A 23186-nucleotide genomic window follows, 5' to 3' on the forward strand; every position below is an offset into this window, starting at 1 on the left:
CAAACGGCCGGGGTCGCGAGAGGAGAACCCATGTCGCTCGACGTCTCACCGGCCCTACTCGAACAGGCCGAGCGAGGCGAGGTCGACGAAGCCGCTTTCGTCGACTGCGTCCGGACCTCCCTGCCCTTCGCGTGGGAGATGATCAGCTCGCTGGTGGCCCAGCTGAAGGTGGACGGCGGAGAGTTCGCCGACAACCAGACGCCGCCGCCCGACGAGCAGGCGCGCGGACAGCTGCTGCGCGCTCTCGCGAGTGACGCGATACGTGGTGCGCTGCAGCGGCACTTCGGGGTGCGCCTGGCCTTCCAGAACTGCCACCGGGTGGCCGTGTTCCCGCTGGATCCCTCGTCGGACGACCGGCTCGCCAAGTTCACTTCGATCCGCGGCCAGCTGCTCAACCAGTCGCCCGAGCTGCGGGACTGCTGACCGACCGTACTCCGCTGCCGCTCCGTATCGGGGGAGGTGCCATTGATACCGGGGCGGCAGCCTCAGCCGAGACGGGGCAGGACCTCGGCGCCGAGGCGCCGTACGTTCTCCTCCGTCGCGGCCAGATCCCCGGAGCCCTCCGCCAGCAGGGCGAAGCGCGTGATGCCCGTCCGCTCCGAGGTGGCCGCGAGCCGGTTCGCCGCCAGCCGCGGGCTGCCCACGGGGTGCAGGTCGCACAGCAGCTCGGTGTAGGCGACGGGGTCCCGCATCGCACGCTCCCGGCCGTCCACCGTCACGTGCGCGTCCAGCCCCTGCTTCAGCCAGCCCGGCATCGCCTTCAGCAGGGCCTCGCGGGCGTCCGCCGTACGGTCCGCCAACTGGCACACGCCCGCCGACACGTGCGGCGCGTGCGGGTTGCGGCCCGCCGCCGCGGCCGTACGCCGGTACAGGGCGACCATCTCCGCCTTGTCCTCGTCCCCGCAGTGCATGCCCAGCAGCATCGGCAGCCCCCGCTCGGCGGCGAGGCGCACCGACGCGGGCGAGGTGCACGCGACGATCACTTCCGGCCCTGACCCGTCCCCGTCCAGCGCCTCCGACGGGCGCGGTACGACGGCCACTTCGCGGAACCCGTACCGCTCGCCGGCGCCCGCCACCCGCGGCTCGGCCAGCCAGCGCCGCAGCAGGTCCAGGCCCTCCGGGAACTCCCTCTCGTAGGCGTCCAGACCGCCGCCGAACACCTCCAGGTCCACCCAGGGCCCTCCCCGGCCCACCCCCAGGGTGAAGCGGCCGCCCGAGGTCAGGTGCAGCAGGGCGGCCTGCTCCCCGAGGGCCACCGGATGCGTGTTCGGCAGCACGCTCACCGCCGTGCCCACCCGCAGCCGCCTCGTCCGCCCCAGCAGGAGGGCCGCCAAGGTCACCGCCGAGGGGCAGACCCCGTACGGGACGAAGTGGTGCTCGGCGAGCCACACCGAGTCCAGCCCAGCCTCCTCGGCCACCTCCGCGGTCCGCACCGCCCGGTGCAGCGCCTCCCCCTGCCCCTGGCCCGGGAACTGGGCCGCCAGTACAAACGCTCCTACACGCATCGCCTTCTGCCTTCCTCGTGGCTGACGCGGCCTCCCCCAGGTGGACCGGTTCATCTGATGGCAACAACGTCTGACACGTGCCAAAGGCACGGCCTGACACGAAAGTTATTGGGATAGTCAGGCCGGAAGACTGCGAGCGCGCCGCGGTCTGCCGACCTCTGTCAGCCACCCTGCGGGTACCCGGCCTCGCTGCGCGTAGTCTGGGAGAAAGTCACTTCGGTCCGCCCATACGTGAGGTATACGTGTCACCGCGCCACAACCGCCCCAGGGGCGGCGAGACTCCGGAAGAACGCCCCAGCACCGGCCTCGACCGCTACGGGCTGGAGCGCACGGAGGAGTACCAGGGCGAGGAGTGGAAGGTCCGGCACGTCGCGGGCGCGAGCGCGGCGGGCAAGCGCTACCGCTGTCCGGGCTGCGACCAGGAGATCCCCTCGGGCACCCCGCACCTGGTGGCCTGGCCGGAGTACGGCGGCGTGGACGACCGCCGCCACTGGCACAAGGCCTGCTGGAACGCGAAGGACCGCCGCACCTCACGGGTGCAGCGGTCCAGGAACGCCCCCAAGTACTGACTCCCGCGTACGGGATCAGACGTCGCGGCGGCCGACCACCACGTACGAGCCCGCCACGGCGGCCCCCGTCACCAGCAGGATCAGCAGCAGCTGGACGGTGGTTCCGGGCGCGCTCCCGGTGTCGGCGTCCGGCAGGCCGAACAGCCTCATGAGGGCGACCGGGGCGTTGTAGCGGAGCACGGCGCTGCCGATCGGGGCCAGGGTCTCCCACATGCTGAGCATCGCCCCTATCACCGGCGGCAGCGTGATCAGCCCCAGCATCACGGCGATCGCCCCGGCGGAGTGCCGCAGCATCGCCCCGACCGCGAGCCCGAGGACCCCGAGCAGGGTGACGTAGACACAGCCGACCAGCGCGTGGATCCACTCGGAGGCGCCGTGCGACCCGGCGGCCGAGCCGCCCCGCAGGATCGCGGAGGACAGTCCCACGACCGCCACCGAACCGGAGACCGCGAGGAAGGCGACGGTGGCGAACACCAGGTACTTCGCGGTCAGCACCCGCGCCCGGTCGGGGGCGGCGGTCAGGGTCGTACGGATCATCCCGGTGCCGTACTCGGAGGTGATCGTCAGGACGCCGAGCACCATCACGGAGATCTGGCCCACCAGCAGTCCGAACAGCGCGGGCGCCGTCAGCGGCACCTGCTGGTAGTCGGCCGAGCGCGTCTCGGAGACGGCGAGCAGCCCGATGCCGACGACGAGCAGCACCAGCGAGCCGAGCGTCCACACGGTCGAGCGCACGGAGATCAGCTTCGTCCACTCGGAGGCCACGGCGTGCCCGAGGTGCGGCCGGGGCGTCTCCAGCGGCGAGCTGTAGCTCTTCGGCCGGTCTGCGGTGCTCGCGGTACGGGTGGAGCCGGTCATCGGGTGTCCTCGGTGGTGTTCCGGTCGGTGCCGGCGAGCTCGCCGGGGTCGGCGGGCATCAGGAAGGGCCGCCCGCCCGCGCCGGGCGGAGGGGGAGCGAAGAAGGCGCCCTGCGGCACCTGTGGCGTCTGGAGCTCGTCCTCCCAGGCGGGGACGGTCAGCGGCTCGGGCTCCCACAGCTCGGCGCGCGGGTCCTCGGTGGAGGTGTACTCCACGTCGGCCTGGGTCATCCGCATGTAGGCCTCCTCCAGCGAGGCCAGGTGCGGGGACAGCTCCCACAGCCGTACGCCGGCCTCGTGGGCGAGGTCGGAGATCCGGGAGAGCTCCAGGCCGGTCACGCGCAGTGTCCCCTCGGGTTCCTGGAGGACCCGACCGCCGGCTTTGGTCAGGGCTTCACCCAGTGCATCCCGGCCAGCGTGATCATTGTCGGCCGCGCGCACCCGCGCGAATCCGGCCGAGTTGTGCGCGATGAATTCCTGGGTGCCCATGTCGGCCAGCAGCCGCCCGCGGCCGATCACGATGAGGTGGTCGGCGGTCAGCGCCATCTCGCTCATCAGGTGTGAGGAGACGAACACGGTCCGGCCCTCGGCGGCCAGCCGGCGCATGAGGGTGCGGACCCAGAGGATCCCCTCGGGGTCGAGCCCGTTGACCGGCTCGTCGAAGAGCAGCACCTGGGGGTCGCCGAGGAGGGCGGCGGCGATGCCGAGCCGCTGGCCCATGCCGAGCGAGAAGCCCTTCGTACGCTGCCGGGAGACGTCCTGGAGGCCGACGACGGCCAGTACCTCGTCCACGCGCTTCTCGGGGATGCCGGAGAGCTGGGCGAGGGAGAGCAGGTGCCTGCGGGCGCGGCGGCCGCCGTGCACGGCCTTGGCGTCGAGCAGGGCCCCGACGTGCCGCTGGGCGTTCGGCAGCCGCCGGAAGGGCAGGCCGTTGATCGTCACGCTGCCCGCCGTGGGCCGGTCCAGGCCGAGGATCATGCGCATGGTGGTGGACTTCCCGGAGCCGTTCGGCCCCAGGAATCCCGTCACGTGACCCGGCCTGACCTGGAAGGACAGCTGGTCGACGGCGGTCTTGGCGCCGTAGCGCTTGGTCAGGCCGACAGCCTCGATCATTGCTCTGCCTCTGCTCTGCCCCTTGCCAGGACCGGACGACTTTCGTCCGCGTAAGGGTTAAGAGGATATCGAGTCGCCTACGGTTCCACCCCGGACCGGATCCCTGAGCTGTCCCTGACTCCGACCCGGGGATGACCCGTAGTACGTGAGGCGTCCGCCGCACGGCGGACGCCTCACGTGCGCGGGGATCAGGCGTCGCGCTTGTTCAGTACGAGGTAGCCGCCGAGCACGGCGGCCAGCACCCACAGCGCCATGATCCCGAAGCCGCCCCACGGCCCGTAGGGGGCCTCGCCGCTGTCCATCGCCCCCGGGACCACCTGCATGATCTTGGAGCCGGCCTGGTCCGGGAAGTACTGGGCGACCTTCCGGGTCGCGCTGACCGCCCCGAGGATCGTCGAGACCAGGAAGAAGAACGGCATCAGGATGCCGAGCGACAGCATCGAGCTGCGCAGGATCGTCGCCACGCCCATCGAGAACAGGGCGATCATGGCCATGTAGAGGCCGGCGCCGATCACGGCGCGCAGCACGTTCGGCGCGTCGATGCCGATGCTGCGGTCGCCCAGGATGGCCTGTCCGAGGAAGAAGGACAGGAAGCTGGTGACGAGGCCCACGACCAGCGCGAGGCCGGTGGCCACGATCAGCTTGCCGGCCAGGAAGCTCGCCCGGCGCGGTACGGCGGCCAGCGAGGTGCGGATCATGCCCGAGCTGTACTCGGTGCCCACCACCAGCACACCGAAGACGATCATGGCGAGCTGGCCGAGGGTCATGCCCGCGAAGCTGGCCAGGGTCGGGTCGAAGGTGACCTGCTGCTCCTGCGGCATGTCGTTGAAGGTGGCGTTGAAGACGGCGCACAGGCCGGCGCTCACGCCGACCGTGACCACCAGGGCCGCGACCAGGGTCCAGGTGGTGGAGGCGACCGTGCGGATCTTGGTCCACTCGGACCGGAGAACGGCGGGGAAGGAGGACATGGTCACTGCCCGCCCTTGCGCGTCGCCTCGTACCCGGCGCCCCACGCGGGGGCGTCGACGGCCGGGCCGGGCCCCGGGGGCAGCCCCGGTTCTCCCGGTGCGTGGGCGTGGTACTCGACGGAGTCCGCCGTCATGCGCATGAACGCTTCCTCCAGTGAAGCCCGTTGCGGGCTGAGTTCGTGGAGCACGATCTGGTGCTGCGCGGCCAGTTCGCCGAGCTGCTCCGCGGCCACCCCGTCGATCTCCAGTGCGCCGGTGGCCGGGACGCTGATGGCGTCGATCCCGGCTTCGTGCAGGACGTCCTTGAGCCGCTCCTGCTGAGGTGAGCGCAGCCGGACGTAGCTGCGCGAGTTCTTGTGAATGAAATCAGCCATGGACATGTCGGCCAGAAGCTTTCCCTGGCCGATGACGATCAAATGGTCCGCGGTCAGCGCCATTTCGCTCATCAGGTGGGAGGAGACGAAGATCGTCCGCCCCTCGGACGCCAGCCCCTTCATAAGATTTCGGATCCAGAGAATTCCCTCCGGGTCCAGACCATTGACGGGCTCGTCGAACATGAGGATCTCCGGGTCGCCCAGCAGTGCGGAGGCGATTCCCAGCCGCTGGCCCATGCCCAGCGAAAATCCTTTCGACTTCTTCTTCGCCACGGGAGTCAGCCCGACGAGATCCAGTACCTCCGCGACCCGGCTCTCCGGGATGCGGTTCGACTGGGCAAGGCAGAGAAGGTTGTTGTAAGCGCTGCGGCCGCCGTTCATGGCTTTCGCGTCCAGCAGCGCACCGATGTGCTTCAACGGCTCCGGCAGGTCCCGGTAGTGCTTCCCGTCGATCCGGACCGTACCGCTGGTCGGATTGTCGAGGTCGAGCATCATGCGCATGGTCGTGGACTTCCCGGCCCCGTTGGGGCCGAGGAAGCCGGTCACCACCCCCGGTCTGACCTGGAAGCTGAGGTGGTCCACGGCGGTCTTCGCGCCGAATCGTTTGGTAAGGCCCTCAAGCTCGATCATGCCGCTCACGCTAGAACGCCCGAGGGCCCCACGCCACCTCAAACAGGTGACACAGGGCCCTCGGGCAGGACGTTCGTCCACGGGCCGGTAGACGGCGGCCGTCCGACCGGTCGACCGCCGGTGAACTGCCGTGCGTGCTACCGCGCGTACTAGCGGCTCTGCTGCGCCGGAACGCCGCGGGTGACCGGCTCGTCGTCGACGATCGGGTTGGCCGCCGCGACGGCCGCACCGGTCAGCGTCGCCAGCATCTCGCGGACGTTGGTGAGCTGGGCGTTGATCGAGTCCCGGCGGTTGGTGAGCGCCGCCAGCTCGCGCTCGGACTCGCTGCGGATGCGGTCCGCCTTCGCGTTGGCGTCGGCGACGATGTCCTCGGCCTGGCGCTGCGCGGTCTCCACCGTCTGGCGGGCGCGGCGCTCGGCGTCCGTACGGAGCTTCTCGGCCTCCAGGCGCAGCTGCTCGGCGCGGTGCTCGATCTCCGCGAGGCGCTTCTCGGCCTTGGCCTGACGCGAGGCCAGGTCGCGCTCGGACTGCTCGCGGCGCTTGGCCAGGTTGGTCTCGAAGTCCGCGGCGGCCTGGGCGGCCTTGGCGCGGGTCTCCTCGAACAGGGCGTCGGCCTCCTCGCGCTTGGAGGCGGCGTCCTTCTGGGCCTCGGCGCGCAGGGTGGAGGCGTCGCCCTTGGCCTTCTCGACGATGCGGACGCCCTCGTCCTCCGCCTTCGACTTGCGGTCGGCGGCGAACGACTCGGCGTCGTTGCGCACCTGCTGGGCAGCCGACTCGGCGAGCTCGCGGTGCTGCTCGGCCGCGCGACGGGCCTCCTCGCGCAGGTCCTTCGCCTCCTCCTCGGCCAGGCGCAGGATCTTCTCGACCCGGGCGCCGAGGCCGGCGTACGACGGCTCGGCGTCGCTCACCTGGGCCTGGGCGTTCTGCGTCTCGAGGTGCAGCTCCTCGATCCGCTTTTCCAGAGAGTTGATACGTCCAAGGGCGCTGTCGCGGTCGGAGACCAGCTTGGTAATGCGGTCGTCCACCTGACCGCGGTCGTAACCACGCCGCACGAGCTCGAAGCCGAAGGGGGAGGAAGTGTCGCTCATGGGGTTCCTGTCGAATGAGACCGATGAGGTGCTACGTGAGGTGTTAGGGGAATCCTAGGCGCCCGAGCGGCGTGTCATCGAGTCAATCCGCGTTTGATCTGGACAATGACACCCCTTTTGAGTGGCAAGGCGACAGAATGCTTGTCACTCGTTCGCCTGAACCTTCATCAGGAACACACATCCAGATCGATTGCTAGCCCTCCGACGCCTTCCCACCCGAACGGGTGGAGCCGGCTGAGGCCCCGGCCTTCACGCCCCCCGCGCCCTGTCCGCCCACCGCCGGCTTTCCGCCGCCCGAAGGCGCCTCGAATGATTCCAACGCCTCAAGAACGTCCTGGACACGGGAGATCTCCGCCTGAATGTCCTCGCGCCTGCGCACCAGGACTTCCAGCTCACGGCGGCCCTCGTCGACCAGTCGCTCGGCCTCCGCCTTCGCCTCCGCGAGGGCCTTCTCCGCCTCCCGGGCCAGCTCGGCCTTCTTCTGCTCGGCCTCCTTGAGCAGCGCCTCCGCCTTGCGGACCGCCGCGATGCGCACCTTGCTCGCCTCGCTGCTCGCGTCCGACACCAGCGCCTTGGCCTTCGCCTCGGCCTCGACGCTCTGCTCCGTCGCCGCCCGCACCAGCTTGTCCACGCGCTCGCCAGCCGACTTCATCTGCTCGGCGGACTCCCGGCGGGCCCGCTCGTGCAGCTCCTCGACCTCGCCCTCGACGCGGGAGCGCAGCTCCTCCGCCCGCTCCCTTATGGCGGCCGCGTCCGAGCGCGCGCCGACCAGCAGCTCGTCCGCGTCCGTACGGGCCTTCTCCACCAGGGAGTTGCCCTCGACCGTCGCCTCCGAGGAGATCCGCGCGGCCTCCTTGCGCGCCGCGTCGACCATCGCGTCGGCCTGCTCCTCGGCCGCCGTGGTGGCCGCCAGGGCCTGCGCCTGCGCGTCGCTGGTGAGCTTGTCCGCCTCGGACGCCGCCTCGGTGATGAGCCGGTCGACCTGCTCCGCCGCCTCGCTGCGCCGCTTGTTGGCCTCCTCGCGGGCCTCGTCCAGCAGCCGCTCGGACTCCGCGCGGGCCTCCGTACGGGTGCGCTCGGCCTGCGTCGCCGCCTCGGCCTTGACCCGCTCGGCCTCCGAGCGGGTACGGGTCGCGTGCTCCTGCGCCGAGGCCAGGGCCTCCGAGGCCTCCGCGCGCAGCCGTTCGGCCTCGGACCGGGCCTCGCCGACCGTGCGCTCGTTGTCCTTGCGGGTCTGCTCGGTGAGCTTGTCCGCCTCGGAGGCCGCCTCCGTGATGAGCCGGTCCGCCTGCTCGGCCGCCTCGCCGCGCAGCCGGCCGGCCTCCGCGCGCGCCTCGTCGAGCGTCCGCTCGGACTCCCGCTCGGCGCTCGCCAGGGTCTCGTTCGCCGCGACCGTGACCCGGTCGGCCTCCGCGGTGGCCTCGCCGATGATCCGGCCGCCCTCCGCGCGGGCGTCGTCCAGGGTCCGCGCCGCCTCGGCGCGCAGCCGCTCGGCCTCGGCCTCGGCCTCGGCGACCGTCGCCTCGTTGGCCGCCCGCGTCTCGTCGACCAGCCGGTCGCCCTCGTTGCGGGCGTCGACCAGGACCCGCGCCGCGTCCCGCTCGGCCGCGGCCAGCATGTCGGACGCCTGCCGGGTGAGCCGCTCGGCCTTCGCCGTCGCCTCGCCGACCGCGGCCTCGTTCGCGGCGCGCGTCTCCTCCGTGAGCCGGTCCGCCTCGGCCGCGGCCTCGGTGATGAGCCGGTCCGCCTGCTCGGCGGCCTCGCTGCGCAGCCGGCCCGCCTCGGAGCGCGCCTCGTCCAGGATGCCCGCCGCCTCGGCGCGGGTGGCGTCCGCCGCCAGAGTCGCCTCGGTGGTGAGCCGTTCGGCCTCGGCCGCGGCCTCGCCGACCGTCACCGCGTTCGCGGCCTCGGTCTCGCCGGTCAGCCGCTCGGCCTCCGCCGTCGCCTCGGCGACGATCCGGCCGCCCTCGGCGCGCGAGGCCTCCAGGGCCTCGGCCGCCTCGCCGCGGATCCGGTTCGCGTCGTCCCGGGCGTCGGCCCGGGTGCGGGCCGCGTCGCGCTCGGCCGCGGCCAGCGCGTCCGTCGCCTCCGTACGCACCCGCTGGGCGTACTCCGCGGTGTCGCCGCGCAGCTGCTCCGCCTCGGCGATCGCGTCGCCGACCGTGCGCTCGGCCAGCGCCTTCGCCGCGTCCGTCTCCGCCCGCGCCTCGGTGCGGATCCGGTTGGCGTCCTCGGTGGCCCGCTCGCGCTCGTCGTAGGCGTCGGCGCGGACCCGCGCGGCCTCTTCCTCGGCCTCCGTCTTCGTACGCTCCGCCGCGTGCTCGGCGGCGCTGCGCAGCCCGGCGATCTCCTCGTCGGCCTCCTCGCGCAGCCCGGCGACGGAGTCCCGCACCTGCTGGGCGGTGGCCTCCGCCGCCGACACCAGCTCCGCGGCGCGCCGCTCGGCCTCCTCGGTCAGCCGGGCCGCCTCGGCCTGCGCCTCCTCGGAGCGCTTGCGGGCCGAGGCCAGCAGCTCCTCGCTCTGTTCGCGGGCCTGGGCCCGCTCGCTGTCCGCGTCCGTACGGGCCGACGCGAGGGTCTCCTCGGCCTCCCGGCGGCGCCGGGCGGCCTCCTCCTGCGCGGCGGCCAGCGCCTCGGCGGCCTCCGCGGCGACCCGCTCGGCGGCGGCCTTCGCCTCCGCGCGCAGCCGGTCCGCGGTCTCCTTCGCCTCCGTGCGCACCCGCTCCGCCTCGGACTCCGCCTCGCTGCGCAGGCGTACGGCGACCTGCTCGGCCTCCGCGCGCGTCCGCCCGGCGTCGTCCGCCGCGTCCGTGCGCAGCTGGTCGGCCTCCGCCTCCGACTGCGCCTGGAGGGTGCGGATCCGCTCCGCCGACTCGGCGCGCAGCCGGTCGGCCTCCTCGGCGGTCTCCCGGCGGATGTTCTCCGCCGCCCCGCGGGCGTCGCGCAGCGTCTGCTCGGCCGTGCCCAGCCGGCTCTCGGCCTCCGCGTGCAGGCGTACGAGCTCCTCGTCCGCCTCCGCCCGCTTCGCCGCGAGGGCCTGCTCGGTCTCCTCGCGCCGCGCCCGGGCGGCCGCGTCGGCCTCGGCCCGTACGGACTCCGCCTCCTCCTCGGCCTCGGTGCGCAGCCGCTCCGCCTCGGCGCGGGTGCGCTCCAGCGTCTCCTCGGCCTGCTTGCGCAGCGTGGTGGCCCGCTCGACGGCCTCGGCGCGGACCCGCTCGCTCTCGGCGCTCGCCCCGCCGCGCAGCTCGTCCGCGTCCGACTTGGCCTTGCCGAGCAGCTCCTCGGCGGTCCGGGCCGCCTCCTCGATCTGCTGGACGGCCTCGCGGCGCGCCTCGCCGCGGATCCGCTCGCCCTCGGCGACGGCCTCCGCGCGCAGCTGCTCGGCCTCGCCGCGCAGCCGCCGGGCCTCCTCCTGGAGCTCGACGGTCCGGGCCCGGTACTCCTCGGTGTCGTCCTTCGCGGCGCCCTTGAGCTCGTCGGCCGTGGCCGCCGCCTGGGCCCGCAGCCGCTCCGCCTCGGACTCGGCCTCGCGGCGGATCCGCTCGGCCTCCTCGGACGCGGCGCGGGTGGTGGCCCGCGCGTCCTCCGAGGCCTTGTTCAGTACGTCCTCGGCGGTGCGGGCCGCCTTCGCCAGCTGCGCGGCCGTGTCCTCGGCCGCCGCCGCGCGGGCCTGCTCCGCTGCCTCCGCGCGCAGCCGCTCGACGCCGGCGCGGGCGTCGGCCAGGGTCTGCTCGGCCTCGGCCTTGAGGACCTCGGCCTCCTTGGTGGCCTCGCCGACCAGCCGCGCCACCTGCTCCTTGGCGGTGCGGGTGCGCTGCTCGTTGACGGACTCCGCCGAGGCGAGCTGCCGGGCGGCGCTCTCCTTGGCTTCCGCGAGCAGCTTCTCGGCCTCGGCGCGCGCGGAGCGCAGGGCGCCGTCGGCCTCCTGGACCCGCTGCTCGGCGACGCGGCCGAGGTCGAGGGTCTGCTGCCGGGTCTGCTCGGCCTCGGCGCTGGTGCTGCTGCGCAGCCGCTCGGCGTGCTCGGTGGCCTCCTGGGCCTGTGCGGAGGCGGCGGTCAGCAGCCGCTCGGCCTCCTTGCGCGCACGCAGCAGGGTCGCCTCGGTCTCCGCGCGGGCGGCTTCGGCGTCGGCGGTCAGCCGGCGGCGGGTCTCCTCGGCGACGCGGGCGGCCTCGGCGCGGGCCGCGTTCAGGGACTGCTCGGCCTCGGCGCGGGACTCGTCCATGAGCCGGCGGGCCTGGGACTCCGTACGGGCGCGCAGCTGCTCGGCCCAGGCCACGTTCTCGTTGACGTGCGCCTCGACGGTCTGGCGGCGCTCGTTGAGCTCCTGGTCCAGCCGCTGGCGGCGGTTGACCGCCTCGGCGTGCAGCTCGGCCTGCAGGCGCGCCTGGTGCTCGGCGTGCTCCTGGAGGATGCGCTGGGTCTGTGCCCGGGCGTCGCGCAGTTCGCGCTCGGCGTCCGAGCGCATCTGGTCGGCCTGGATCTGGGCATTGCGGAGCAGCTGCTCCGCCTGGTAGCCCATGTCCGCACTGTCGTAGGCGGGGCGGGACGCCAGATTGCGGCGCACCTCGTGGAGCTTGGCGCGCAGCACCTCGACTTGGTAGCCGAGGTCCTCGGCGTGCTGGACGGCCTTCCCGCGCTCCTTCTTCAGCCGCTCCATCTCGGCTTCGAAGCGCGAGAGATGGTCGGCTTCAGCCTGATGGCTCTCCTGGCTTTCGTAGCCCCGCACAGCGCGGTCCCATCCGTCCCCTGGTCGCAAGCTCACTCCCAATTGAGCATCGCTCGCCCGCTGAACGACGCCCCCGGGGAATGGTGTCAGATACCGGGGCAGGGGTCACAGGCCCCGACCCCGTCTCCGCACCGAACCCCGGCCGAGCCATGGCCACTCTACCGGCCGGGGAATCGGGCCATCAGTGGTCCGTCAGTGGTCGGGGTTCGAGGTGACCAGTTCGGTGAGGACTCCGTGGCAGTCCTTGGGGTGCAGGAAGGTGATCGAGGAGCCCATCGAACCCGTGCGGGGCTGGTCGTACAGGACCCGGACGCCCTTGCCGCGGATGGCCTCCGAGTCGCCCAGGACGTCCTCGGTGCCGAAGGCGATGTGGTGCACGCCCTCGCCGTTCTTGGCCAGCCACTTGCCCACCGCGGAGTCCTCGCGGGTGGGTTCGAGGAGCTGGAGGTAGGAGGCGCCGCCGTCGGAGGTCTCGTTGATCTTGAGCATGGCCTCGCGCACACCCTGCTCCTCGTTGACCTCGGTGTGGAACACCTCGAAGCCGTACGTGGCACGGTAGAACTCGACAGTCTTGTCCAGGTCGAAGCAGGCGATCCCGATGTGGTCGATTCTTGTCAGCATGGGACCAGTGCACCGCTGCGGAGGGCGGTCACGCAACGTGCCAGCGATCACACCGACTGCCCGGTGACGGCGCGGGTACCGCTCAGTACATTCAGGTAAACCCTCGTTCACCCTCATCTTCAAGGGGCTGTGCTCCATGTCCGGAACGAACAACACCACGTCAGTGATCGTCGCCGGGGCCCGCACCCCCATGGGGCGGCTGCTCGGCTCGCTGAAGTCCTTCTCGGGCGCCGACCTCGGCGGGTTCGCCATCAAGTCCGCCCTGGAGCGGGCCGGCATCGCCGGCGACCAGGTGCAATACGTGATCATGGGCCAGGTGCTGCAGGCCGGTGCGGGCCAGATCCCGGCCCGCCAGGCGGCGGTCAAGGGCGGCATCCCCATGAACGTCCCGGCGCTCACGATCAACAAGGTGTGCCTCTCCGGCCTCGACGCGATCGCCCTGGCCGACCAGCTCATCCGCGCGGGCGAGTTCGACATCGTGGTCGCGGGCGGCCAGGAGTCCATGACCAACGCCCCGCACCTGCTGCCGAAGTCTCGAGAGGGCTTCAAGTACGGCGCGATCGAGATGCTGGACGCGATGGCCTACGACGGCCTCACGGACGCCTTCGAGCACATCGCGATGGGCGAGTCCACGGAGAAGCACAACAGCCGTCTGGGCATCGAGCGCGCCCCGCAGGACGAGTTCGCCGCCGCCTCGCACCAGCGGGCCGCCGCCGCGCAGAAGAACGGCGTCTTCGAGGCCGAGATCACCCCGGTCGAGATCCCGCAGCGCAAGGGCGAGCCGGTTCTCTTCTCCCAGGACGAGGGCATCCGCCCGGAGACCACGGTCGAGTCCCTCGGCAAGCTGCGCCCGGCCTTCGCGAAGGACGGCACGATCACGGCCGGCACCTCCTCGCAGATCTCCGACGGCGCCGCCGCGGTGGTCGTGATGAGCAAGGCGAAGGCCGAGGAGCTGGGTCTGGAGTGGATCGCCGAGATCGGCGCCCACGGCAATGTGGCCGGTCCCGACAACTCGCTGCAGTCGCAGCCGTCGAACGCGATCCTGCACGCGCTGAAGAAGGAGGGCCTCCAGGTCTCCGACCTGGACCTCATCGAGATCAACGAGGCCTTCGCGGCGGTCGCCGTGCAGTCAATGAAGGACCTGGGCGTGACCCCGGAAAGGGTGAACGTCAACGGTGGCGCCATTGCCCTGGGGCACCCGATCGGCATGTCCGGCGCCCGCGTGGTGCTGCACCTGGCCCTGGAGCTGGCGCGCCGGGGCGGCGGGACCGGTGCGGCCGCGCTGTGCGGCGGCGGCGGCCAGGGCGACGCCCTGATCGTCCGGGTCCCGAAGAAGTAGCCCTTTCCCCTACCCGAACCGAGGAGCGCAGCACGTATGACGGTGGACGTCCCCCAGCTGGTGGCCCAGGCGCGTGAGGGCAGGCCGAGAGCGGTGGCCCGGCTGATCTCGCTGGTCGAGGGGGCGTCCCCGCAGCTGCGCGAGGTGATGGCGGCCCTGGCCCCGCTGACGGGCGGGGCGTACGTGGTGGGCCTGACCGGCTCCCCGGGCGTCGGCAAGTCCACGTCGACCTCGGCGCTGGTCTCCGCGTACCGCAAGGCCGGCAAGCGGGTCGGCGTCCTCGCCGTCGACCCGTCCTCGCCGTTCTCCGGCGGCGCGCTGCTCGGCGACCGGGTCCGGATGTCGGACCACGCCTCCGACCCGGGGGTCTACATCCGCTCCATGGCCACCCGAGGCCACCTGGGCGGCCTGGCCTGGGCCGCCCCGCAGGCGATCCGGGTCCTGGACGCGGCCGGCTGCGAGGTGATCCTGGTCGAGACGGTCGGGGTCGGGCAGTCGGAGGTGGAGATCGCCTCGCAGGCCGACACGTCGGTGGTGCTGCTGGCCCCCGGGATGGGCGACGGGATCCAGGCCGCGAAGGCGGGCATCCTGGAGATCGGCGACGTGTACGTGGTGAACAAGGCGGACCGGGACGGCGCCGACGCCACCGCCCGGGAGCTGAACCACATGCTCGGTCTCGGGGAGTCCCGGGGCGCGGGCGACTGGCGGCCGCCGATCGTCAAGACGGTCGCGGCGCGCGGCCAGGGCATCGACGAGCTGGTCGAGGCCCTGGAGAAGCACCGGGCGTGGATGGACGAGCGCGGGGTGCTGGCCGAGCGGCGTACGGCGCGGGCCGCGCGCGAGGTGGAGACCATCGCCGTGACGACCCTGCGGGCCCGGATGGCGGACGTGCGCGGGGACGCGCACCTCGACGCCCTGGCGGCCCGGGTCGCGGCCGGCGAGCTGGACCCGTACGCGGCCGCGGACACGCTCCTGGCGACGCTGACGGAGTCCTGAGCGGTTCGCGGGCCCGCGTTGCGGCCCGCGCACGCGAGAGCCGCGCCCCGGTCTTGCGGGGCGCGGCTCTCGTACGTCGCGAGGCGGACCGGTCAGGCGTTGGGACGCTTGCCGTGGTTCGCCTTCTTCTTCTTGCGTGCTCGCTTCTTGTTGCCGCGCTTGGCCATGACGCCACTCCCTCGAAGATCGGGGTAATCCGGGCGTTCGCCAGTCTAGGGGCGCCCGATCCGGTCCGCACGGGAACCCGCGGACCGGCGCGTGTCAGTTGCCGTCGCCGTCACCGTCCGAGTCCGATCCGGACACCGTCGCCTTGCCCGAGGCGGCGTCGACGTGGACGTTGACGGTCTTGCCGCCGGACTGGATCTCCACGTTCCAGTAGCGGGAGCCGTTGTCGTCATCGTCGTCCCATTCCACGGACCGGACCTGGCCGGAACGGGCGGCGACGGCCGCCTTCATCGCCTGCTCGGCGGTGACCTTCGAGGCGACCACCGCCTTGTTCTGGCCGCCGTCGTCGCCGTCGTCGTCCGCGTTCTCGGTGAACACCTTGCCGCTGCGGGTGTCGACCGTCAGTTCCGCGTGCTTGCCGTTCTTGCCGATGACGTCGACGTGCCAGACGGCGCCGTCCTTGTCGATGGACTCCACGACGCCCGGATACCTCTTCAGCGCCGCCGCGGCGGCGCCGGCGGCGTCCACGTCGGCGCGCGCCGGGGCGGCGGCGGGCGCGGTTCTCGCCGCTTCGGCCGTGTGCGCGGCGGCCGCCGCCGGGCCCGCGGCGATCAGGACCGCGGCCGCGGCCGCGGCCGTGGTCGTGACGGCCACCTTGTGCATGGGGTGCATGGCTGACCTCCTCTGGCCGGCCATGCGCTTACGGTTGCTCGGCGGGCGGCCGGCGAGCGAGCGTTACCACTCATTCTCGGGGCCGCCGCCGCGGACGGCACCCCGGACGGGGCGCCGCCCCGGCGGTGCCGGGCCGCCGTCAGGCCTTGCCGCGCTCGTCCCGCAGGTGTGTCGCGACCGGTTCCAGCGAGGCGCGCAGCGCCGCCAGGGCCTCCGGCGGCAGCAGGTCGATGAAGTGCCGGCGGACGGACGCCACGTGGTGCGGGGCGACCTTCCGCATGAGCTCCATGCCCTCGTCGGTCAGGACGGCGTACAGGCCCCGCCGGTCGGACTCGCAGTTCACCCGGACGACCAGGCCCGCGGTCTCCATGCGGGTGATCTGGTGGGACAGCCGGCTCTTGGACTGGAGCGTCGACGTCGCGAGATCGCTCATCCGCATCCGGTGGCCCTCGGACTCCGAGAGGTTCACCAGGATCTCGTAGTCGTTGTTGGTGAGTCCGAAGGGCTGGAGATCCTTTTCCAGCTGGTGCATCAGCAGCCTGCTGACGTCCAGGTGGGTGCGCCAGGTGCACTGCTCGGCCTCGGTCAGCCAGCGTGTGGCCGTCTCGGTCTCCATGGTCTCCATGAATGAACTCTACCTAAGAAGTTGAATTACGTACAAAAAAGGATGTCGGAATATGTCAGAGTCCCAGGCGCCGCTGGATGTCACCCAGCTGTCCCGGCATCCGCGGCACGCCCAGCTGGCCCAGCGGACCCTGCTGCCCGTGGCCGCCGCCGTACCCGGCTCCGGGCACGCCCGCCGACTCCGCGCCGGCGCCGACGGCCCCGATCGCCTGCTCCGCCATCAGCATCTCCGAGGACTGCAGCAGCACCGTCCCGGCCCCGACGAACTCGAACTGGTGTTCCTCGCCGGAGCTGCCGCCGATGCCCGTCAGCGAGCGCAGCCCGCCGATGACGCCCGACATGTAGCCGTGGTCGTAGTGGTGGCAGGGGGACGGGCAGTCCGCCCAGCCCACCAGCGCCTGCGGGTCCACGCGCAGCGGCGGCTCCATGAACACCACCGGCCCGTTGGACGCCGCCACGAACTTCCCCGTTCCGATCAGGGTCAGGAACCCCGGCACGATCGACTGCTTCAGGGCGAGCGAGGGCTGGTAGGCCAGCAGGTTGCCCGATCTGATCGTCAGGTTCCCATTGTCCAGGTCGTACGAGTTCACGTCGAACGCCCGGTCGGCCAGCAGCATCTTGCCCGAGCCCTCGGCCACCACCCAGTCGGCGGCGTGCATCGGCGAGTGGAAGCTGGTGCGCAGCAGCCGGTCGAAGCGGCCGTTGCCGACGCCGTTGAACTCCATCCGCCCGTAGTAGGCGATCATCTTGCCCTTCTGCAGGAACCACTGGCTCCCCTTGAGCTCCACGCAGAAGGTGTAGGCGTTCACGTTGTCGTCGGAGGGCAGGGTGTGCGGGTCGAAGACCGTCGGGCCTCCCGGGCCGCCGATCACGGGACCAAAGTTCACAGCTTCTCCTCCGAGGCCTGCACGTACACCGCTCCCTGACCCGACAGCTCCAGCTGGAACGCCTCGCCCGAGCCGCGCCCCACCATGTCCCGCCAGCCGAGCGCGGTGGAGAGCTTGTTCCTGACGTCCCCGTGGTGGGCCACGTACGCCTGCGGGTCGACGTGGATCGGCCGGTTCGGGGTGATGGGGAGCTCGATGACCCCGCCGTGGGCCATCACGGCGACCGAGCCGTGTCCCTTGAGGGTGGTGGTGAACAGGCCCTGACCGGTCACCTGGCCGCGGACCATGCCCATGACGCCGCCCTGCGAGCCCATGAACATGGTGCCCTGCTGGAGCGTGCCGTCGAAGGCGAGCAGCCGGTCTGCCTCGACGTACAGGGTCTCGCCGGTCAGGTTGATCACCTGGATGTGGTGGCCGCCGTGGCCGAACATCACGGTGCCGCTGCCCTCGACCGTCATCAGCGGGGTCTGCTCGTTGGCCACGCGGCGCCCGATCATGCCCATCACCCCGCCCTGACCGCCGGTCAGGCTCGGGGTGAAGGAGACGTCGCCGCGGTACGCGAGCATCGCGCCGCGCTGGCTGAACATCCTCTGCCCCGGGATCACCTGGGCCTCGACCATCTTCGAGTTGATCTCGCGGAACGGCATCAGATGTCGCCCCCGATGGTGTTGCGCTCGCTGGGCTGCACGTAGACCAGGCCCTCGCCCTCGAAGCGGATCTGGAACGCCTCGCCCGAGCCCTCGCCGATCAGGGTGCGGAAGTTGATCCCCGACTGGAAGGACTGCTGGAGGTTCCCGGTGTGCGCGATGTACGCCCCCGGGTCGACGGAGAGCGGGTACTGGGCGCTGACGCGCAGCACCACCGCGGGACCGTCGGACATGATCGCCGCCTGCCCGGAGCCCTCGACGGTGGTGGTGAACAGGCCGTTGCCCGTCGCCCCGCCGCGCAGGCCGGTGAAGGTGGTGCCGGTGCGCAGGCCGGCGTCGGTGCACAGGAGGTTGCTGGACTCCACGTACAGCTTCTCGCCGCGCAGGTTGACCAGATTGATCTCGCTCGCGCGGTCGGCGAAGAAGCAGGTGCCGTGCCCCTGCACCTCCATCACCGTCATCTGTTCGCCCGTCAGACGACGGGTCACCATGCCGCGCAAACCTTCGCCGCCGCCGGTCATCTTCTTGAAGGCCATCTGCCCGTCGTACGCGACCATGGAGCCGTTCTTCGCTTTCACGGCATCCCCGGTCAGGTCGACGGCCAGCACCTTGCTGCCTTGGAGTCGGAACTGAGCCACGGGATGACGTTATCGGCAGCGGGCGGAGGCGAACAGGGCCCGGTGGCCGATATCCGGCGACTGCGGCATCTCGCACACTCGGGGCGCGGCCCCGCGGCGGCCCCGCCTCAAGATCCGGCAGGGCGGCTGAGAGACTGGAACGGACCCCCGGCCACCACCCCGAAGGCTCATCGTGGACATCAAGACCGCTTCCGCCCTGCACCGGCTGCGCCTCATCTCCGTACCCGAGGCGCTGTCGTTCCCGGCCCTGCTGATCTTCGGATCGGTGCTGAGCCGGATCTCCGACATCGACTACCTGATGATGCCGCTCGGCATCCTGCACGGGATCCTGTTCGTCATCTACGCGGTCTTCCTGCTGGACGTGTGGAACAAGGCGAAGTGGCCGGTCAAGAAGGTCGCCCTGTTCTTCCTGCTGGCGCTGCTGCCCTTCGGCGGCCTCTACGGCGACAAGCTCCTCAAGCGCGAGGAGGCCGACAGCGTCATGGCGGCCCGCGCCCGGCGCGAGGCGGCGAACGCAGCGTGATCGTCGCGTTCTCGGTGACCCCGCTGGGGGTCGGTGAAGAGGTCGGCGAGTACGTGGCCGACGCGGTGCGCGTCGTACGGGAGTCGGGCCTGCCGAACCGCACGGACGCCATGTTCACCTCGGTCGAGGGGCAGTGGGACGAGGTGATGGACGTGGTCAAGCGCGCGGTGGCGGCCGTGGAGGAGCGCGCGCCGCGGGTGTCGCTGGTCCTCAAGGCCGACATCCGCCCCGGTGTGGTCGACGGGCTGACGTCCAAGGTGGAAACGGTGGAGCGCCACCTGGCCTAGCGGCGTCCCGCGTTCCCGCCACCCGGACGGCCCTGTCCGGGGGCGGGTTCGCGCAACCCCCCGTTCGGCCGAGCCCCGTTCGACACGCCCAGGGTTTGTCACCTTTTGTGGTGATATCAAACCCTGGGCTTCGAGCACTGGAGGGGCCGTGCGGCCGGAAGGCTTCGACTACGAGACCCACAGCCGCCTCGCCGGACCGTTCGCGGAGCCGGACCGCACCGCCACCGCCGGGGTCTACCGGGTGGGCTACCGCTCCCTGCTGGCGCGCGAGGAGCTCCGCACCCGAATACGCGCCGTCCTCCTCATGGCCCTGGCCCCCGTCGCCGCGGCCGGGCTGCTGCTCTACCTCGTCTGGCCCACGCACCGGACCGTCCGGGAGGGCGGCGATCGCCGGCTCGTCGCCCTCGACGCCGTGATGCTCTGCTCCATCGCGCTGATCATGCTCTTCATGCTGGTCAACGTCCTGTCGGTGGCCCACGCCACGATGGTCGCCCGCGACCCCGTACCGGTGCCGCCCGAACCCGGCACCAAGGTCGCCTTCCTGACCACGTACGTCCCCGGCAAAGAGCCGCTCGCCATGGTGCGGGGCACCCTCCTCGGGGCGGTCGCCCTGCGGCACGACGGCCCGCTCGACGTGTGGCTGCTCGACGAGGGGGACGACCCCGAGGTCCGGGCCCTGTGCGCGGAGCTCGGCGTACGGCACTTCACCCGCAAGGGCATCGCCGGCTGGAACACCCGCAAGGGCCCCCACCGGGCGCGGACCAAGCACGGCAACTACAACGCCTGGCTGGTCGCGCACGGCGACGACTACGAGTTCTTCGCCTCCGTCGACACCGACCACGTCCCGCTGGCGAACTTCCTGGAGCGGATGCTCGGCTACTTCCGCGACCCCGACATCGCCTTCGTCGTCGGCCCGCAGGTCTACGGCAACTACACGGGCGCCGTCACCAAGGCCGCCGAATCCCAGCAGTACCTCTTCCACGCGCTGATCCAGCGCGCCGGCAACCGCTACGGCGCCCCCATGTTCGTCGGCACCAACAACGCCGTGCGCATCAGCGCCCTCAAGCAGGCGGGCGGGCTCTACGACTCCCTCACCGAGGACATGGCCACCGGCTTCGAACTGCACCGCCGGCGCAACCCGGCCACCGGGCGGTTCTGGAGGTCCGTCTACACTCCCGACGTGCTCGCCGTCGGCGAGGGCCCGGCCTCGTGGACCGACTTCTTCACCCAGCAGCTGCGCTGGTCGCGCGGGACGTACGAGACCCTCCTGCGGCAGTACTGGAAAGGCTTCTTCCGGATGCCCCCGGGCCGGGCGCTCAACTACGCCCTGATGCTCGTCTACTACCCGATGACGGCCGTCAACTGGCTCCTCGGCGTCCTCAGCTGCGTCCTGTTCCTGTGGTTCGGCGCCTCCGGCACCCAGGTCTCCTCCGAGGTGTGGCTCATGCTCTACACCGACGCCGCCGCCCTCCAGGTGGGCCTGTACCTGTGGAACCGCCGGCACAACGTCTCCCCCCACGAGCCCGAGGGCTCCGGCGGGCTGGCCGGCATGGCGATGTCCGCCGTCTGCGCCCCCGTCTACCTCGCCTCGCTCGCCTCGGCCCTGCTGCGCACCCGGGGCGCCTTCGTCGTCACGCCCAAGGGCGGTGACGCCAGCCCCGACCGGCCGGCGACCTTCCGGATCCACCTCGGCTGGGCCGCCGTCCTCGCCCTCTCCCTCGCCGCCTCGGTCCGCCTCGGCCACACGCACGCGGCGATGCGCACCTGGGCGGTGCTGGCCCTGCTGATCGCCCTCGCGCCGGTGGCGGTGTGGGCCTGGACCCTGCTGCGCGAGCGCCGCGCCCGGGCCGCCGCGTCCGTCCGGGCCGCCGGATCCCTGGACCTCGGGCTCGGCCACGGGCCGGGCGAGGAGCCGGAGCCGGCGTTCGCCACGCCGACGGGAGGGAACTGACCCATGGCGTACCGGCCTTCCAAGCAGTTCAAGAACACCGTGCTGGGCACCGGGGCCGTGGTGGTGCTGGCCGCGCTCAACGCGCCGGCCGCGCTCTCCTTCGCGCAGGAGCGCTACCACTCGTACGAGATCGGGCAGTCCAGCTACAAGATCCAGTACGGCTCGTGGGGCCGGGTCGGGCTCCCCGAGGAGTACCGGATCAACGCGATGCACGCGGCCCTGCTGCACACGGGCAAGGTGCTGCTGATCGCCGGCTCCGGCAACAACCAGAAGAAGTTCGACAAGGGCACCTTCGACACCGTCCTGTGGGACCCGCGGGACGACAGCTTCAAGAAGATCCCGACGCCGGAGGACTTCTTCTGCTCGGGCCACAGCCAACTGCCGGACGGCCGGCTGCTGGTGGCGGGCGGCACCGCCCGGTACGAGGTCCTCGACGGCAAGGTCACCCGCGCGGGCGGCGGGATGCGGGTCAAGAACGAGAGCCCCGACAAGGTGGCCCGGCTGAGGAAGGGCACCCGGTTCCGGTCCCCGTCCGGGGTCGAGTACGTGTCGAAGTTCGACGTCACCGTACCGAAGGCCAAGCGCGAGTTCGAGATCACGTACGGGAAGAAGGGGCACCTGAAGCCCTGGCAGAGCAAGGTGGTGGCCTCGGAGGCGAGGGTCTTCGTCGAGGCGGTCGAGGCGGGGGCCGAGGGGCTGACGACCGAGGCCGCGCAGTACCGGATCCTCGGGCTCAAGGGGAAGGACGCCGACAACGTCTACGGGCTCGCCGAGCGCCTCAGCGTCGAGAAGCAGGACTTCCAGGGCATCAAGTCGGCGTACGAGTTCGACCCGCGGGCCGAGAAGTACGTCCCCGTCGACCCGATGAAGGACGCCCGCTGGTACCCCACGCTCGTGGCGCTGCAGGACGGGCGGGTCCTCGCGGTCTCCGGGCTCAACGACGTGGGGGACGTGGTCCCCGGGGACAACGAGTACTACGACCCGAAGACGAAGAAGTGGACCCGCGGCCCCTTCCGCTACTTCCCGACCTACCCCGCGCTCTTCCTCATGCAGGGCGGCACACTCCTCTACACCGGCTCCAACGCGGGCTACGGCCCGGCGGACAAGGGGCGCGAGCCCGGCGTGTGGGACCCGAGGACCAACACCTTCAGGAAGGTGCCGGGGCTGGCCGACCCCGACCAGCTGGAGACCTCCTCCTCGGTGCTGCTGCCGCCCGCCCAGGACCAGCGGGTGATGGTGCTGGGCGGCGGCGGGGTCGGCGAGTCGAAGCTGTCCTCGAGCCGGACCGCGATCGTGGACCTCAAGGAGGACAACCCGGTCTTCCGCTCCTCGGCGCGGCTGCCGCAGGGCACCCGCTACCTGAGCAGCGTGCTGCTGCCGGACGACTCCGTGTTCACCACCGGAGGCTCCCGCGACTACCGCGGCCGGGGTGCCAGCGACGTGTACAAGGCGCAGTTCTACTACCCGCGCACCGACACCTTCGTGGCGGCCGCCGATCCGACGGTGGGCCGCAACTACCACTCCGAGGCGCTGCTGCTGCCCGACGGGCGGATCGCGACCTTCGGCTCCGACCCGCTCTTCGCGGACAAGGACAACACCCGGCTCGGCAAGTTCGAGCACCGGCTGGAGGTGTACTCGCCGCCCTACCTCTACCGGGACCCGGCGCTGCGGCCGGCCCTGGGCGCGGGCCCCGCCGAGGTCGGCGGGGACGGGCGGGCCACCTTCCGGGCATCGCACCCGGAGCGGATCCGGCGGGCCCGGCTGATGCGGCCGAGCGCGGTCACGCACACCACGGACGTGGAGCAGCGCTCGATCGAGCTCGGTCTGACGCGGGCGGCCGGGTCGGTGACGGTCGACGTGCCGAAGGATCCGACGCTGGTGCCGCCGGGCTGGTACATGCTCTTCGTGACGGACGCGGACGGCACGCCTTCGCAGGCGAAGTGGATCCGGGTGCCGGAGCCGAAGCGCCCCGCGGCGCGGGAGCCGGACGAGTAGGGGACGGC

22 protein-coding genes are annotated in these 23186 nt (G+C 71.9%); 8 read left to right on the top strand and 14 right to left on the bottom strand.

Going from position 1 to position 23186, the window contains the following annotated elements:
- Positions 1-30 precede the first annotated feature (30 nt).
- Positions 31-423 carry an SCO5389 family protein gene (locus tag ACFYZS_RS02425; RefSeq protein ID WP_030153794.1) on the top strand — a complete coding sequence of 131 codons (393 nt, stop codon included), beginning with the start codon at positions 31-33 and terminating at the stop codon, positions 421-423.
- A 62-nt stretch (positions 424-485) separates the two neighbouring features.
- Here ACFYZS_RS02425 and ACFYZS_RS02430 read toward each other — a convergent pair whose 3' ends face one another.
- On the bottom strand, positions 486-1505 hold the full coding sequence (locus ACFYZS_RS02430) for an LLM class flavin-dependent oxidoreductase (RefSeq protein WP_389005924.1): 1020 nt from the start codon (positions 1503-1505) through the stop codon (positions 486-488).
- Between the two features lie 242 nt (positions 1506-1747).
- On the opposite strand from ACFYZS_RS02430, the gene ACFYZS_RS02435 reads away from it, so the two are divergent.
- Positions 1748-2074 (top strand): ATP/GTP-binding protein, encoded by a 327-nt coding sequence (locus ACFYZS_RS02435; RefSeq protein WP_389005926.1) that lies wholly within the window; start codon positions 1748-1750, stop codon positions 2072-2074.
- 15 nt (positions 2075-2089) lie between these two features.
- On the opposite strand, the gene ACFYZS_RS02440 is transcribed toward ACFYZS_RS02435, so the two are convergent.
- The 7 genes from ACFYZS_RS02440 to mce form a co-directional block, all read right to left on the bottom strand.
- The gene (locus ACFYZS_RS02440; RefSeq protein ID WP_389005928.1) at positions 2090-2932 is read right to left on the bottom strand and encodes an ABC transporter permease; all 843 of its coding nucleotides are present in this window, start codon (positions 2930-2932) and stop codon (positions 2090-2092) included.
- A complete protein-coding gene (locus tag ACFYZS_RS02445) occupies positions 2929-4044 on the bottom strand; it encodes an ABC transporter ATP-binding protein (protein ID WP_389005930.1) in 1116 nt (371 codons plus the stop codon). The genes ACFYZS_RS02440 and ACFYZS_RS02445 overlap by 4 nt, the downstream gene beginning before the upstream one ends.
- A 188-nt stretch (positions 4045-4232) precedes the next feature.
- The gene (locus ACFYZS_RS02450) at positions 4233-5012 is read right to left on the bottom strand and encodes an ABC transporter permease subunit (RefSeq protein WP_389006295.1); all 780 of its coding nucleotides are present in this window, start codon (positions 5010-5012) and stop codon (positions 4233-4235) included.
- A 2-nt stretch (positions 5013-5014) separates the two neighbouring features.
- Complete coding sequence (locus ACFYZS_RS02455; protein WP_376192423.1) at positions 5015-6016, bottom strand: ABC transporter ATP-binding protein; 1002 nt, start codon at positions 6014-6016, stop codon at positions 5015-5017.
- A gap of 149 nt (positions 6017-6165) precedes the next feature.
- Positions 6166-7104 (bottom strand): cellulose-binding protein, encoded by a 939-nt coding sequence (locus tag ACFYZS_RS02460; protein ID WP_030153801.1) that lies wholly within the window; start codon positions 7102-7104, stop codon positions 6166-6168.
- A gap of 193 nt (positions 7105-7297) precedes the next feature.
- The gene (scy, locus tag ACFYZS_RS02465) at positions 7298-11833 is read right to left on the bottom strand and encodes a polarized growth protein Scy (RefSeq protein ID WP_389005933.1); all 4536 of its coding nucleotides are present in this window, start codon (positions 11831-11833) and stop codon (positions 7298-7300) included.
- Positions 11834-12025: 192 nt separating this feature from the next.
- Entirely contained in the window at positions 12026-12454 is a 429-nt protein-coding gene (mce, locus tag ACFYZS_RS02470) for a methylmalonyl-CoA epimerase (RefSeq protein WP_048476381.1), read from the bottom strand.
- A gap of 136 nt (positions 12455-12590) precedes the next feature.
- Between mce and ACFYZS_RS02475 the strand changes: the two genes are divergently transcribed.
- Together ACFYZS_RS02475 and meaB are read left to right on the top strand one after the other, a co-directional pair.
- On the top strand, positions 12591-13793 hold the full coding sequence (locus tag ACFYZS_RS02475) for an acetyl-CoA C-acetyltransferase (RefSeq protein ID WP_389005935.1): 1203 nt from the start codon (positions 12591-12593) through the stop codon (positions 13791-13793).
- 36 nt (positions 13794-13829) lie between these two features.
- Positions 13830-14789 (top strand): methylmalonyl Co-A mutase-associated GTPase MeaB, encoded by a 960-nt coding sequence (gene meaB / locus ACFYZS_RS02480; protein WP_030857200.1) that lies wholly within the window; start codon positions 13830-13832, stop codon positions 14787-14789.
- Between the two features lie 92 nt (positions 14790-14881).
- On the opposite strand, the gene ACFYZS_RS02485 is transcribed toward meaB, so the two are convergent.
- From ACFYZS_RS02485 to ACFYZS_RS02510, 6 genes are all read right to left on the bottom strand, one after another.
- On the bottom strand, positions 14882-14956 hold the full coding sequence (locus ACFYZS_RS02485; RefSeq protein WP_099895366.1) for a 50S ribosomal protein bL37: 75 nt from the start codon (positions 14954-14956) through the stop codon (positions 14882-14884).
- Positions 14957-15050: 94 nt separating this feature from the next.
- Entirely contained in the window at positions 15051-15626 is a 576-nt protein-coding gene (locus ACFYZS_RS02490) for a PepSY domain-containing protein (RefSeq protein WP_389005937.1), read from the bottom strand.
- Positions 15627-15765: 139 nt separating this feature from the next.
- A complete protein-coding gene (locus tag ACFYZS_RS02495; RefSeq protein WP_389006297.1) occupies positions 15766-16242 on the bottom strand; it encodes a MarR family winged helix-turn-helix transcriptional regulator in 477 nt (158 codons plus the stop codon).
- 64 nt (positions 16243-16306) lie between these two features.
- Entirely contained in the window at positions 16307-17137 is an 831-nt protein-coding gene (locus tag ACFYZS_RS02500) for an AIM24 family protein (protein ID WP_385584391.1), read from the bottom strand.
- A complete protein-coding gene (locus ACFYZS_RS02505; RefSeq protein WP_030153809.1) occupies positions 17134-17784 on the bottom strand; it encodes an AIM24 family protein in 651 nt (216 codons plus the stop codon). Before ACFYZS_RS02505 ends, ACFYZS_RS02500 begins: the two co-directional genes overlap by 4 nt.
- Complete coding sequence (locus tag ACFYZS_RS02510; protein WP_053689446.1) at positions 17784-18422, bottom strand: AIM24 family protein; 639 nt, start codon at positions 18420-18422, stop codon at positions 17784-17786. Before ACFYZS_RS02510 ends, ACFYZS_RS02505 begins: the two co-directional genes overlap by 1 nt.
- 172 nt (positions 18423-18594) lie before the next feature.
- Between ACFYZS_RS02510 and ACFYZS_RS02515 the strand changes: the two genes are divergently transcribed.
- The 4 genes from ACFYZS_RS02515 to ACFYZS_RS02530 all read left to right on the top strand — a co-directional run bounded on the left by ACFYZS_RS02515 (position 18595) and on the right by ACFYZS_RS02530 (position 23178).
- A complete protein-coding gene (locus ACFYZS_RS02515) occupies positions 18595-18945 on the top strand; it encodes a DUF3817 domain-containing protein (RefSeq protein ID WP_030153811.1) in 351 nt (116 codons plus the stop codon).
- Complete coding sequence (locus ACFYZS_RS02520) at positions 18942-19232, top strand: MTH1187 family thiamine-binding protein (RefSeq protein ID WP_389005940.1); 291 nt, start codon at positions 18942-18944, stop codon at positions 19230-19232. The genes ACFYZS_RS02515 and ACFYZS_RS02520 overlap by 4 nt, the downstream gene beginning before the upstream one ends.
- Positions 19233-19380: 148 nt before the next feature.
- Entirely contained in the window at positions 19381-21183 is a 1803-nt protein-coding gene (locus tag ACFYZS_RS02525; RefSeq protein ID WP_389005942.1) for a glycosyltransferase family 2 protein, read from the top strand.
- Between the two features lie 3 nt (positions 21184-21186).
- Entirely contained in the window at positions 21187-23178 is a 1992-nt protein-coding gene (locus ACFYZS_RS02530; protein ID WP_389005944.1) for a galactose oxidase-like domain-containing protein, read from the top strand.
- The last annotated feature ends 8 nt before the right edge of the window (positions 23179-23186 follow it).

The sequence above is a fragment of the Streptomyces sp. NPDC001903 genome (genome assembly GCF_042891345.1).
Taxonomy (GTDB): Bacteria; Actinomycetota; Actinomycetes; order Streptomycetales; family Streptomycetaceae; genus Streptomyces.

Coding starts and splice junctions, on each gene's coding strand:
- ACFYZS_RS02455 (WP_376192423.1), bottom strand. CDS start 6,016: ATGATCGAGCTTGAGGGCCTTACCAAACGATTCGGCGCGAAGACCGCC.
- ACFYZS_RS02425 (WP_030153794.1), top strand. CDS start 31: ATGTCGCTCGACGTCTCACCGGCCCTACTCGAACAGGCCGAGCGAGGC.
- ACFYZS_RS02445 (WP_389005930.1), bottom strand. CDS start 4,044: ATGATCGAGGCTGTCGGCCTGACCAAGCGCTACGGCGCCAAGACCGCC.
- ACFYZS_RS02450 (WP_389006295.1), bottom strand. CDS start 5,012: ATGTCCTCCTTCCCCGCCGTTCTCCGGTCCGAGTGGACCAAGATCCGC.
- ACFYZS_RS02475 (WP_389005935.1), top strand. CDS start 12,591: ATGTCCGGAACGAACAACACCACGTCAGTGATCGTCGCCGGGGCCCGC.
- ACFYZS_RS02460 (WP_030153801.1), bottom strand. CDS start 7,104: ATGAGCGACACTTCCTCCCCCTTCGGCTTCGAGCTCGTGCGGCGTGGT.
- ACFYZS_RS02440 (WP_389005928.1), bottom strand. CDS start 2,932: ATGACCGGCTCCACCCGTACCGCGAGCACCGCAGACCGGCCGAAGAGC.
- ACFYZS_RS02505 (WP_030153809.1), bottom strand. CDS start 17,784: ATGCCGTTCCGCGAGATCAACTCGAAGATGGTCGAGGCCCAGGTGATC.
- ACFYZS_RS02495 (WP_389006297.1), bottom strand. CDS start 16,242: ATGGAGACCGAGACGGCCACACGCTGGCTGACCGAGGCCGAGCAGTGC.
- ACFYZS_RS02430 (WP_389005924.1), bottom strand. CDS start 1,505: ATGCGTGTAGGAGCGTTTGTACTGGCGGCCCAGTTCCCGGGCCAGGGG.
- mce (WP_048476381.1), bottom strand. CDS start 12,454: ATGCTGACAAGAATCGACCACATCGGGATCGCCTGCTTCGACCTGGAC.
- ACFYZS_RS02530 (WP_389005944.1), top strand. CDS start 21,187: ATGGCGTACCGGCCTTCCAAGCAGTTCAAGAACACCGTGCTGGGCACC.
- ACFYZS_RS02490 (WP_389005937.1), bottom strand. CDS start 15,626: ATGCACCCCATGCACAAGGTGGCCGTCACGACCACGGCCGCGGCCGCG.
- meaB (WP_030857200.1), top strand. CDS start 13,830: ATGACGGTGGACGTCCCCCAGCTGGTGGCCCAGGCGCGTGAGGGCAGG.